11 protein-coding genes are annotated in these 12,586 nt (G+C 39.7%); 6 read left to right on the top strand and 5 right to left on the bottom strand.

The window, feature by feature from the left end; all coding sequences use genetic code 11:
- Positions 1 to 248: 248 nt before the first annotated feature.
- A complete protein-coding gene (locus tag ACZ47N_RS03265) occupies positions 249 to 1,298 on the top strand; it encodes an NlpC/P60 family protein (protein WP_464887716.1) in 1,050 nt (349 codons plus the stop codon).
- 42 nt (positions 1,299 to 1,340) lie between these two features.
- On the opposite strand, the gene ACZ47N_RS03260 is transcribed toward ACZ47N_RS03265, so the two are convergent.
- Positions 1,341 to 2,327, bottom strand: coding sequence for a DUF4349 domain-containing protein (locus ACZ47N_RS03260; RefSeq protein ID WP_464887715.1), 987 nt, complete (start codon positions 2,325 to 2,327; stop codon positions 1,341 to 1,343).
- A 203-nt stretch (positions 2,328 to 2,530) separates the two neighbouring features.
- On the opposite strand from ACZ47N_RS03260, the gene ACZ47N_RS03255 reads away from it, so the two are divergent.
- The gene (locus ACZ47N_RS03255) at positions 2,531 to 4,276 is read left to right on the top strand and encodes an ABC transporter ATP-binding protein (RefSeq protein WP_464887714.1); all 1,746 of its coding nucleotides are present in this window, start codon (positions 2,531 to 2,533) and stop codon (positions 4,274 to 4,276) included.
- 3 nt (positions 4,277 to 4,279) lie between these two features.
- Here the strand turns inward: ACZ47N_RS03255 and cuyB are convergent, their stop codons facing one another.
- The 4 genes from cuyB to ACZ47N_RS03235 all read right to left on the bottom strand — a co-directional run bounded on the left by cuyB (position 4,280) and on the right by ACZ47N_RS03235 (position 8,635).
- Positions 4,280 to 4,981 carry a cysteate racemase gene (gene cuyB / locus ACZ47N_RS03250; protein WP_464887713.1) on the bottom strand — a complete coding sequence of 234 codons (702 nt, stop codon included), beginning with the start codon at positions 4,979 to 4,981 and terminating at the stop codon, positions 4,280 to 4,282.
- Between the two features lie 117 nt (positions 4,982 to 5,098).
- Positions 5,099 to 6,331 (bottom strand): dicarboxylate/amino acid:cation symporter, encoded by a 1,233-nt coding sequence (locus ACZ47N_RS03245; protein WP_464887712.1) that lies wholly within the window; start codon positions 6,329 to 6,331, stop codon positions 5,099 to 5,101.
- Between the two features lie 136 nt (positions 6,332 to 6,467).
- Positions 6,468 to 7,361, bottom strand: coding sequence for a DNA-binding domain-containing protein (locus ACZ47N_RS03240; RefSeq protein ID WP_464887711.1), 894 nt, complete (start codon positions 7,359 to 7,361; stop codon positions 6,468 to 6,470).
- On the bottom strand, positions 7,361 to 8,635 hold the full coding sequence (locus tag ACZ47N_RS03235) for an ATP-binding protein (protein ID WP_464887710.1): 1,275 nt from the start codon (positions 8,633 to 8,635) through the stop codon (positions 7,361 to 7,363). The genes ACZ47N_RS03240 and ACZ47N_RS03235 overlap by 1 nt, the downstream gene beginning before the upstream one ends.
- Before the next feature lie 228 nt (positions 8,636 to 8,863).
- Between ACZ47N_RS03235 and ACZ47N_RS03230 the strand changes: the two genes are divergently transcribed.
- From ACZ47N_RS03230 to ACZ47N_RS03215, 4 genes are all read left to right on the top strand, one after another.
- A complete protein-coding gene (locus tag ACZ47N_RS03230; protein WP_464887709.1) occupies positions 8,864 to 9,460 on the top strand; it encodes a DJ-1/PfpI family protein in 597 nt (198 codons plus the stop codon).
- A gap of 82 nt (positions 9,461 to 9,542) precedes the next feature.
- Entirely contained in the window at positions 9,543 to 10,379 is an 837-nt protein-coding gene (locus ACZ47N_RS03225; RefSeq protein WP_464887708.1) for a deoxyribonuclease IV, read from the top strand.
- Positions 10,380 to 10,507: 128 nt separating this feature from the next.
- Entirely contained in the window at positions 10,508 to 12,067 is a 1,560-nt protein-coding gene (locus ACZ47N_RS03220; protein WP_464887707.1) for a sodium:solute symporter family transporter, read from the top strand.
- A gap of 57 nt (positions 12,068 to 12,124) precedes the next feature.
- On the top strand, positions 12,125 to 12,454 hold the full coding sequence (locus tag ACZ47N_RS03215) for a DUF3870 domain-containing protein (RefSeq protein WP_464887706.1): 330 nt from the start codon (positions 12,125 to 12,127) through the stop codon (positions 12,452 to 12,454).
- The last annotated feature ends 132 nt before the right edge of the window (positions 12,455 to 12,586 follow it).

Genomic DNA, 12,586 nt, shown 5'->3' with positions numbered 1-12,586 from the left:
TTTTCATAGGATAGAAATCCTATACTTGGAACTATTATCAATCATACGGCCTTTGGGTGTCAAGGGGAGACATAAGGAGTCGTGGCTTTATGCATGGCAAATGTCCTAAATGAAAGGACGTAGAAACCAAGGAAAACAGTTTACAAAAGATGATTTTATGATATAATTTTCTTTAAATTGGAAGGACTTAAGCTGTGAGAGTGGTTTTGTTGTTTAAGTCGTAATAAAGGATTAAAAGGAGTGACAGTGTGAGACTTACAAAAATTTTAGTTCTCGTCATCCTAGTCATGAGCATAAGTAGGACTTCGGCTTTTGCATCCAATAACGGATCTGGATTTGCCGATGTGGATCTAAGAGATTGGCATGTAGGGTATGTGTTAACGTTATCAGATATGAATGTGGTTAGAGGATACAATGATCAGACTTTTCGACCAAACGATTCCATTAGTAAAGCAGAATTCATTGTTTTAGCAATGAAAACCAGTCATCGCCATTATCAGATAGCAGAAGAGGAACATTGGGCAATGAATTACATACGTGGTGCAGAAGAAATAGGTGCCATTGAGGCGGGAGGGTCAGAAAGTATGGCCTTAGATGAGGAAATTACTCGGGAAGAAGCCGCAAGGATTCTCATACGAACACAGCTTTCAAAAGACACACAAGGATGCGAATCCTTCATAGAACAAATCATGGATTATAATGATATTTCTGAAGAGTATCAAGCTTATGTACTGAAAGCTTTTGAAAAAAATTGGATTTCTGGCTATCCTGATGGTGATTTTAAGCCAACTCATCCAGTCACCAGAGCTGAAGCTTCTGTAATGTTGACAAAATCCATGGGAGAACAAGCAGAAAAAACCGTGGACAAAATGCTAAAAGAAGCAGAAAGACTCCTGCAGGAAGAAGCAGCCGCCATTGAAGATATGCGAGAAAGTATTCTGGAAGAAGCCTTGGCTTTAAAAGGCACCCCCTATCGATTTGGTGGTTCCAACCCAGACATAGGATTTGATTGTTCAGGGTATGTATCTTATGTCTTAACAAAGCACGGCATTGTATTGCCGCGATCCAGCTCAGATATGTATCAGTCTGTGGAACATATCTCCAAAGATGAAATGCAACCAGGAGACCTGGTTTTCTTTACAGCATATCAAGCAGGTCCATCCCATGTTGGGTTCTATGCCGGCGATGGTCAATTTATTCATGCTCCATCTGCTGGGACCACAGTTTCCTTTGATGATGTAGAGGACCCCTCTTACTGGGGACCTCGATTTTTAACAGCTGCACGTATTAGTCAATAGATAGAACAAAAATTCTTCGGATCTTATCCGAAGATTTTTTATTTATTCTAGTGGTGGTTTTGGTGGTTTTGATTGTTGTTTGTTTTTTCGTCTGGGCTCAATGAATTTTTTGTAACCCTTTCGAAGTAGTAGAAAGAATGAACCAAAAACTACTACAAAGGGGGTCGCCATAATGAGGAAGGTGACAACAAACTTTAAAGATTCGATAACAGCAAGGATGGAATCTTCCAGTGCATCCTGCAAATCCCTTAGAAAACCTGGTGAACTATCTGGATCGGCAGTTATCTCATCCACTTCACGGATACTTAGGTGAAGGGTGGAATACTGAACTAGATTATCCCATTTCTGTAAACTGCCAGTTAGGCTTTCGACCTGGTAGCGGATATGGGATAATTCGCTCTCAATGCGCATGATATCATCAATACTATCGGCCTTTTCCAGTAGACTTAGCAGTCGTTCTTCTTGCACTTGTAAGCTGTTGAGTCGAGCTTCGGTGTCGAAATACCGTTCTGTGATATTCTCGCCTTGGGTGCTTTCAGAAGTGACATTTCCCAGTTCTTTCATGTCATCGGCAAAACGAGTAAAACGAGCTTCAGGGATACGAAAGGTATAATGGGCATATCGTCTAGATTGTCGAGGAGAATCACTGATTCGACGCCCTTCAATAGAAGAACTTTCTGTATAACCTCCTATTTCTTGGACGTAGATTGTGACCTGTTCGATGGTTTCTTCAAAAGTTAAGGTTTCCATAGTAATGTTGCCAGTATAAATGATTTTGTGCTGACTTTCATGTACGTTTCCCAGGTCTACTCCCGATCCATGGCCACGTTCCTGAGAGGCTTCATCCTGAGGCATATCCATTTCAGGTGCACTTTCAGCAGCTAGATGGCCTGTATCATAATCTGAAACCATAGCAGAATCATTACTGGGAGCACTACATCCTGACCCAGCAAGTACAAAGAAGAGGAACACCATGAAAAGGAATACAGAGAGAGGACGACGCTTTTGATGGACAGATAGTATAAACATTTTAATGCCTCCTTTGTTGGCTTTACTAAAGATATAGACGCCATAGGATCAAAAAAGTTTCACCATACTTCTACCGTTGTGATTCTAGCAGACCTATGATAAAATTTATAACATCAGGTATATATTACCCTAGAAACACCATATGAAACTGCATCTTTATCTGTCAAAAGATGCGTATGGACAAAGAGAAAGAAGGTTATTTTATGCTCAAAAAATTTATTGGATATTATAAGCCGCATTTGCCTTTGTTTTGCCTAGATTTTGGATGTGCATTTGTGACGGCTCTCATGGACTTGGTTTTTCCCTTTATGGTGTCCGTGATGATTGATGATATCATTCCTGCAGGAAATCTTAAGCTTTTCATCATGATTGCAAGCGGCATGTTTCTTTTCTTTATGATTAGAGCCCTTTTGCAATATATTGTAGATTATTGGGGGCATGTGCTGGGAATTCGAATGGAATACCATATGAGAAAAGACTTATTTCAGCACATACAGAAACAATCCTTTACCTATTACGACAATACAAAAACAGGACATGTAATGTCCAGATTGGTAAATGATCTCAACGAAATATCCGAGCTGGCACATCATGGGCCAGAAGATTTATTCATAGCCATGGTGACTTTAACCGGATCCTTTTTTATTATGCTAAATATGAATTGGCAATTAACATTGATTACCTTTTCCTTGATTCCGATTGTCATGGCTTTTACCATTCTGAAGAATAAACGAATGCAATTGGCCTTTCGAAATATGAGACGGAAACTAGCAGATATAAATGCACAGGTGGAAGATAGTATTTCGGGAGCTCGTGTGGTGAAATCCTTTACCAATGAAAGTGTAGAAGAAGAAAAGTTTAAAAAAGGAAATGAAGAATTTCGGAATTCAAAAGAAAAAACACTGAAAGTAATGGCAGAATTTTTTGCTGGCGCCAACTTCTTTACAAATATCATCAATTTAGCGGTCATTACTTTTGGTGGTATTTTCGTTTATCAAGGGTCCATGAAAACCGGTGAGCTAATGGGCTTTTTACTGTATGTGTCGATGTTTCTTCAGCCCATGCGAAAATTAACGGTATTGGTGGAAAATTATCAAAAGGGAATGGCAGGATTCCATCGATTTATTGAAACCTTAGAGTTGGAACCAGAGATAAAAGATCAGCCAGGTGCTATTGATGTCGAAGAAGTACACGGAGAGGTTTCCTTTGAAAACGTGGCTTTTAGTTACAATCCTAGAGAGGATGAAAAGATAAATGTGCTAAATGGCTTAAGTTTTACCATGAAGCCTGGCGAAACCGTTGCCTTAGTAGGCCCTTCTGGTGCAGGAAAAACAACACTCTGCAATTTGATTCCTCGTTTTTATGAATTGGATAAAGGTTCCATCACCATTGATGGTCGGGACATCAAACGGTTTACACAACAGTCCTTAAGAAGCCACATTGGTACAGTTCAACAAGATGTTTTTCTTTTTTCTGGAAGTGTGCGAGAAAATATTGCCTATGCCAGCGTAGAGGCTACAGAGGAAGAGGTAGTTCAAGCAGCAAAGTTGGCAAATGCCCACGACTTTATCCTTAAGTTAGAGCATGGATATGATACGTATATTGGAGAAAGAGGCATTAAACTGTCTGGAGGTCAAAAACAGCGCCTGTCAATTGCTCGTATTTTCCTGAAAAACCCTCCCATTCTTATACTAGACGAAGCGACTTCAGCTTTGGATAACGAAACAGAAAAATTGATTCAAAAATCCTTAACTGCCTTATCTCATCAGAGAACTACCTTGGTCATCGCCCATCGGTTGGCTACTATTCAAAACGCAGACAGAATTATGGTACTAACGGATGAAGGTATTGTAGAAGAGGGAGATCATAAGACCTTAATGGAAAAGAATGGCATTTATGCTGGACTTTATAACTCCCAATTCCAAAAAACACCCATGATGGTTGGATAATCCTTACTGCTTTGCCATGAGGACAGCTTCTTTTGCTAATAGATCTAAAGGATCAATGACAGGTAGAGGAGAAGGTTGGTTTTTTAGTAACAAACCAATTTCAGTACAGCCAGCAATGCAAGCAGAGATGCCAGATTGTTGGTAACGCTGCATTAATCGATATGTTCGTTCTATATTATGTTCATCCACATAACCAGCTTTTACCCCTCGAGATCCATAAATAATATCCATCACTTCTTCTTCCTGAATCGTTTCTCCTGGGAAAACAAGCATATCAGAATTCAGATAAGTTTCATATAACCCAGATTGGATACTTCCACTAGTGGCCAATACAAGAATCTGAGCCTGATCTGAAAAATTAGATTCAATGGTTTGTCGCATCAGTTGAAAAGCATTTACCAAAGGAATATTTAGGGCATCTTGTACTTTTTGATAGAAATAATGAGCGGTCATGCAGGGCATCAATAGAAAATTAGCTCCCGCTTTTTCCAGATTTTCAGCCGTTTGGATGAGGGATTCAATAGGGCTAGTCCCTTGGTGAAGAATGGCTTTTGTTCGGTCAGGAATTTTGGGATTAGAATCAATGATCACTCTCAGATGATCAGAATCTTTTTCAGCTGGACTTTCTTTGATGATTCGGCCAAAAAGATCCCAAGTAGCTTCAGGCCCCATGCCACCTAAAATACCAACGGTTTTTTCCTTCATAATAGTAGGCTCCTTTCGTGTAGAAAACATAAATGCCAGGTTTATTCAGGGATATGACACTGAAAAAGCCTGGCATTTCACCAGGCTTTTATGGAAGATAGAGATGCATCAAAGCTGTTAGCCTAGTTGAGCTTCTTCCGGCACATCTAATTCGCCTTCGGTGGCGGCTACAACAACAGCTGCTGATCCATCACCAATCACATTCACAGAAGTTCTTGCCATATCCAAAATTCGATCAATGCCTGCTACTAAGGCAACGCCATCCAGAGGGAGACCGATAGACGTTAATACTAAAGAAAGCATAATCATACCAGCTCCTGGTACTCCGGCAGTTCCGATAGAGGCCAGAGTAGCGGTGAGAATAATCGTTCCCATTTGTGCCATGGTCAGTTCAATGCCATATACTTGGGCAACGAATAAAACGCTAACCCCTTGGTAAAGTGCAGTTCCATCCATATTGATGGTCGCTCCAAGAGGCAAAACAAAACTGGAAACCTTCTGGGAGACACCTAGATTTTCACGGGCACATTTAATGGTAACAGGCAATGTGCCAGCACTACTGGTGGTACTAAAAGCTGTGATAGCCGCTGGTGCGATGCCTTTGAAAAATTTTACAGGACTCATTTTACCTATAACAGATACTGCGGTGCTGTAAACAATGGCGGCGTGCAAGATACATCCCAGATAGACAGCTCCAATGACAGTAGCTAAGGGAAGTAGAACGGATAATCCATGATTGACTACCACTGGGGTAATAAGTCCAAACACACCAATAGGAGCAAAAGCCATTACATAAGAGGTTACTTTATACATAATTTCCGCTAATCCGTCAAAGAAATCAATAAACACTTTTCCTTTGTTTTCAGGTAAGGAATTAAATGCAACGCCTAAGAACAAGGCAAATACAATGATTTGAAGCATATTGCCATCGGCCATAGCACTAATGGCATTTCGAGGAATAATATTCAACAGTGTTTCTGTAAGGGCTGGTGCCTCGGAAGCAGCAACATTGGCATCTACTGGCATCGATAGCCCAACGCCTGGTTTGAAAAGGGCTCCTAAGGCCAAACCAATAGTAATGGCAAAGGCAGTTGTAACCAAATAGTAGGCGAGGGTTTTGCCACCCATGCGACCCAGGGTTTTAGGATCTCCAACACTGGCGGCTCCAACAATGAGCGAGGAAAAGACTAGGGGAACGATAATCATCATGATCATGTTCAAGAAGAGTTGCCCAAGCGGAGCGATAAATGTGTTGACAAAGTCCGGGGCTCCCTGCAGAATCAGACCAGCCACCAGACCAGCTACTAGACCCAACAGAATTTTAGTGGTGAGCGTCATTTTGCCTTTCAAAATAATTCCTCCTTTTGCACACTTTGTTACGAATATAACGACATCTCAAGCATACAGGTTACATGACAGAAAAAGACAAAATAGGACAGAAAAAAACACAGAATAGCTGGAATTGATTGAAATTTCACCAGGTGGCTTATTGGAGATCAGATAGGAGTATTTGAATTCCTTCCACAAATTTTCGCACGCTTATTTTACCGCCGTAAGGGCTTTTCCTTTTTAAATAATCCATTTCTTTGCGAACTTCAGCAAACTCAAAGAGAAGTGTGGAGTATTGGATGAAAATATCGTCATGATAATCTTCCAAGCCCCGATGGGCTAAATTATTTAGGGCACTTTTAATAGACCTGCGGATACGTTGTTCAATGGTACCTGGGTTAATAATGGAACCTCTTTCTTGATAATGATCCTTTACTAATTGGTAGGCATCTGCCATTTTGACATTTCCGGATTTTAAGTTTGTTAATTGGTTGGTAGTTAATAAGTAAATAAGCTGGATTAAATCCTGACAACCAGCTTCACCAGAAATTCCTAGGTTTGCTAAGATCATCCGAATATAAGATTTTGTATCTTTAGAAGGAAGGGGACTATGAGGAAAATCCCTAGGGCCACGAACTGTTTTCATTGCACTTTCAAAAGAATGGAGCATTTGGGTGAGGCTATGCTTTTCAATTACATTTTTGATGACAGCGACTACCTCTACCACATTGATGGGCTTACTAATAAAAAACTCAATTCCCTCATCATAGGCATTTGAAATCATGTCACAGGAATTCACTTGAGAGATCATAATAAAAGAACTGCTACAGCCTGATTGATGAAGACAAGAAACAACCCCAATACCATCAACTTGTGGCATCAACAGATCTACGAGTACAATATCTGGTTGGAGCCTTTGAATTTCTTGGATGGCTGTTTTGCCGTTATCAGAACACCCCATAACAGTTCCAAGATCATGCTTCTCAATAATGCTTTTTAAAATACGTTGAACACTAAGATCATCATCTGTGATATAAAAACTTGGTATCATTAGGATGCCTCCTCCAATAGTTTACTTACGGGTATTTGAAACCAGAATCTTGTCCATTTTGAGTTTTGCAATGTGTCAACCTGTATACGTCCAGAAAAATGCTTTTCAACAATTTCTTTGGCATGAGAAAGACCAATGCCTGTAGACATTTTACCAGTAACGAGATCATATTTAGTGGAATAGCCTGGTAAAAACAGAAGATCCCTATCCTCTAGGTCAAAGCCTTCTCCATTGTCCATGACCTGAAAATGGTAATGATCGTTGTCCACAAAAGATTTCACTACAATAGAGCCTTCTGATGGGATCGCTTCTAAGGCATTAATCAATAAATTGTTTAAAATAGATAGTAATGGATAGTATTCAGAGATCATGATATTATGGCGACATTGAAAAGAAAAACGAACATCCAATTGTTTGCTTCTAGCGAAACTGGAATAGTTTTCCTTTAATAAATCAAAAAGTTCTCGGATGCTAATCAGAGAATAATCCTGTTCACCTGCTAAGGCTTTCTCCATTCCTTCTGCTACGCGAACATAATCCTTTTTTATTTCATGGATATTTTTAGCCACACTAAGGGCTTGTTCTTTAAGGGGGCCCGGTTGCAATTGGTTATAAAGGCCATAGCTTTCTCGCATGGCTTCTTCAATATCTACAATAGACTTTCGGATAAAAAAAAGTTCAGAACGAAGGCTGGAAAGAAAAAGAATGGTTTCACGATACTTCTTTTCTTTGATACTTCGATCGTATCGTTCAATATAATATAAGGTAGTGTTGTAAAGGAAATAAGTTAGAACGGTTCTTGCCATGCCCATTAAGATGATCTGTAAAATCGCATCTCCAATTTCTGATCGTTGTAGGAGTTGACGAAAAGATAGTTCAATGATATTAGAGAAGCTATCCACAAACCATAAAGAAAACATAAAGAGCATAGGACTGTGTAGTTTTTTTCGAATCTGTAAAAATTCAAATAAAGTGCCGTAGGACAAATAGTAAATAAAAACAGGTAGATAGCCTAGGAATAAACTATTGAAGTTAGAAGAAGGTAGGCTTATGTAATCCACCAGAGCTCGAAAAAGTGGAATTGTAAAAGCAACGGTGCAGCAAACCAACATGACTGGTAGTTTTTGAAAGTGAATTAAAGTCACCGTTAAGGCCGCTACTGCCATAGAAAGGCGAAATATGCCAGGTAAAGGACTCAAATATACTTGGCCGGAAAAGGTGATGATCATAGTGACGAGCAACCAATTTTCAATATTTTTACGGTTCCATTCCATAAGCACCCTCCTTCAGATAGTTCTATTATACCTTGTTTCAAGGTGGAAAACGAGGGTAGAGTGAATAGAGGTTAAAGATAGATTGATGCTAGGTAAAAGATAGAAGGCCCATTTGAAGGGAGGAAAAAAATACGATGTGGGAAAGGATAAAAATGGGAAATCAATGGCCAAAAATATAGCCACGTGGAAACGTGGTCTTAAACCAACACAGAGAGGAGAAAGAGCTTTATGATGCGCAACGTAGGCATTTATATTTTTGATAAAATGGAAGTATTGGACTTTGCAGGCCCCTATGAAGTTTACTCTGTTACTTCAGAATTGAATGATCATACTCTTTTTGATGTATTTACTATAGGGGAAACCCAAGGCATCATCAACACGGTGAATGGGTTAAAAGTTATTGCGGATTACGCCATAGAAGATCATCCCAAGGTAGATATATTGATTATTCCTGGTGGAGAAGGAACCCATAGCCAAGTAAAAAAATCTAAAGTGCTGGAGTGGATTCGAAAAACACAATTAGAGACAGAGATAATCATGTCCGTATGCACTGGTTCCGTATTATTGGGGAAAATTGGACTTTTGGATGGCTTGGAATCTACCACCCATCACTTGGTACTGGATGTCCTTAAGAAAAATGCACCTAATACCATCCTTAATCCAAATAAACGAATGATTGATCATGGGCCTATCGCCACTTGCGGTGGAATTTCAGCAGGCATAGATTTAAGCCTTCACATGGTGGAAAGACTTCATGGATCGAAGATCCGAAAACAGACACAAGCCTATATGGAATACGGAGACTGGAGAACGCTTTCTGAATAAGCAGAGAGTGAAGATAGGAAACGGCGACCATTGATCCAAAGTAGCGCCAATCTTTAAAGGAACAGAAGCTAGGAGGAAAACCATGTTAACCATTGGATGCCATATATCCATTACAAAGGGATTTTATAAAGCAGGACAGGCGGCAGTAGAAATAGGAGCCAATACATTTCAGTTTTTCACTCGAAATCCAAGAGGTGGAAAAGCCAAAGAAATCGATTCCGAGGATATTAGCAAATTAAAACAACTTATGATAGAGCATGAGTTTGGTCCTTTGTTTGCACACGCTTCCTACACTATGAATCTTTGCTCGGATAAAAAAGCGACTCGAGAGTTCGCTAAAATGATTTTTCAAGATGATCTGAAACGATTGAATCAGTTGCCAGAAAGTGTGTATATATTTCATCCTGGTTCTCATGTAGGCCAAGGAAAAGAAAAAGGGATCCAACTCATTATCCAGGCTATGAATGAGTCTATTTCAGAAGATACACAGGCCACAGTTTTGCTGGAAGGAATGTCTGGGAAAGGAACAGAAGTTGGCAGTTCTTTGGAAGAATTAGATACGATTATTAAGGGCGTTCATCATAATGAAAAAGTAGGCATTTGTTTGGATAGCTGTCATCTATATTCTGCTGGATACGATGTGGTAAATAATTTGGATGAAGTGCTGGAAGATGTAGATCGGACCGTAGGCTTGGATCGCTTAAAGGCATTTCATTTAAACGATAGTAAAATGGAGTTTGCATCTCACAAAGATCGTCACGAAGTGATCGGTGAAGGAACACTAGGAGATCAAGCTATTATACGAATGATCAATCATCCGAGATTAAAGGAAATCCCCTTTAATCTTGAAACGCCTAACGAGCTGGATGGGTATAAAAAAGAAATCGATTTTTTGAGAACAAATTATAAAGCAAAATAACGACTAGCAAGACACTTCTTGAGTAAGAAAGAAGTGTCTTTTATTTTTCTCAAAAAAGATCTTGTGTAAATAGGTTCAAAAAGTGTAGAATGGGAATATTCCGTGTCAATGAAGGAGGAGGTTAGAATATGAACATAGGAACATTGCAGGTTGTTGAGAGTGATTACATAGAAGTATTCCAATCAGCTAATTGGATTTTGACGATTCTGGGCCTGTTTATTTTGTTTGTTTTGTATATGGGGTTTCGATACGCAGGTCGTATCGGTGAGTCAGATGACTTGGCTTTAGCTGGAAGAGGGCTTAGTTTGCCTTTTCTGGTGCCATCTATTTGTGCTACTTGGATCTGTGCCGGTGCAATGATGGGAGCCGCTGGAGAAGCCTATGTAGGTGGACTTCAGGCTGTTATTTTTGATCCTTTCGCTCCTGTGTTGATGATGTTCATTATAGGCTTTTTCTTCGCCAAACGTTTAAGAAAGTCTGGGTACACCACTGTGGTGGATTTTATGAATGAGCGATATGGAACAAAAATGGGGATGCTCTATCTTATTATACAAATGCTAGCCGCTATTGGCTGGCTGGGAGGTCAGCTAGTGGCCTTGGGAGTCATTGTGTTTCTGACTACTGGCTTTAGCATGGCGGGAGCCATTATACTGGTTTCTATTGTGATGATTTTTGTTACTTACTTCGGAGGGCTTTGGGCATTATCAAGGGTAGATTTCCTTGCGATGTTACTTATTATTGTCGGTTTATTTATCATGTTGCCAGTTACGATTGGTGAAGTAGGTGGCTGGGAATTCTTTTTTGCAGAAGCAGATAATTGGTTGGAACTTCCGACCTTTGCCTTTACTCCCGTCGCGGCAGAAGATGGAGGCTATTTGTGGTACACTGGAATTTTAGGTATTGCTTTTTATCTATCTGCTTGGGCGGCCTTGGGACTTGGAGATGTACCAAGCCAAGTGATTCTTCAAAGAGTGTTGGCAGCAAGAGATGAAGAAGTAGCATCTAAAGGATTTATTATCAGCGGATTTGTTTACCTTGTAATGGGAATTATACCAGTAACCATTGGAATTGCTATGTTTACATGGGGACTGGAGTTGCCGCTTAACACCGTAGAAATGGTACTGCCTTGGGTAGCTGACAATTTTCTTCCCCCTTGGGCAGCTACGATTTTTGTTGTTTCTCTAGCTGGTGCGATTATCAGTACAGTAGGAAATACAACGCTCATATCAGCTACAATGGCTGGACATAATCTATACAAACACTTTAAACCAGAAGCAACCAAGGAACAAGAGCTAAAGGCAGTTCGAATTGCAATTCCAGCAACCATGATGATAGCTTTGGCCATTGCTCTATACTTTGAGACTGTATATCGGTTAATTGTTTTTTCGGGATCACTTCAATTATGCACGGTGTTTGCCCCCTTTGTTTTTGGGTTTTTCTGGAAAAAAGCCAATGCAAAAGGTGCTATTGCTTCCTTTTTCTCTGGCCTTGTGTCCTGGGTGATTTTCTTTATACTGGTATTCCCCTATACAAGAGAAGCAAATTACGAAGAAGAAATTATTGAAGCAGGATTGGCCTTGGATTGGGCTATTTGGGATGGATTGTATATTTCTATGGTGCCGGCGGCTATGGTTTCTATTGCAGTGATGGTGATTGTTTCCAAAGCCACCCATCAATCTGAAGATTGACAGGAAGAGTTGATCTTGTTACGATAACATTAAAAATAGGTAAAGCAGGTGTTTCCATTGAAAGAGAAAGAAATTTTTGTTAGTGGCTATGCAAAACCACCAGAGAACACAACTGCAGCTCAGCTATATAAGATTATTGCAGTGGGGCTTCGAGTTGAAAGAGAAACAGGTATTATTTTGGAAGCCGATTGTTCTATGATCACCGATGTATCCAAATCTTTTATCCAAAAAGTACTTGTGGGGAAAAATCTGATGGAAATAGAAAAAATCGAAGAAGTCTTTCGGGACAATTATTTTGGTTCAGCTAAAAAAGCCTTAATTACTTCGTTAAAAAATTGTCACCTCAGGTATTGTGGGGTATTAGAGAATCATGTGGAATGCGAATAAAAAATAAAGAGGATTGACTATTCTTGTTTCACTTGTTATATTGATAACAAAGATAGGGATATCTTTCACATTTAACCATACGGCTTCTTAAACAAAAGACCCTTTGTTTAGTCGAAGCAGGAGAAGGTTAGA

This window comes from Tindallia texcoconensis, from assembly GCF_055383815.1.
Note: the sequence above shows the minus strand (reverse complement) of the source record. Positions and strands in the feature narration are given on the sequence as shown.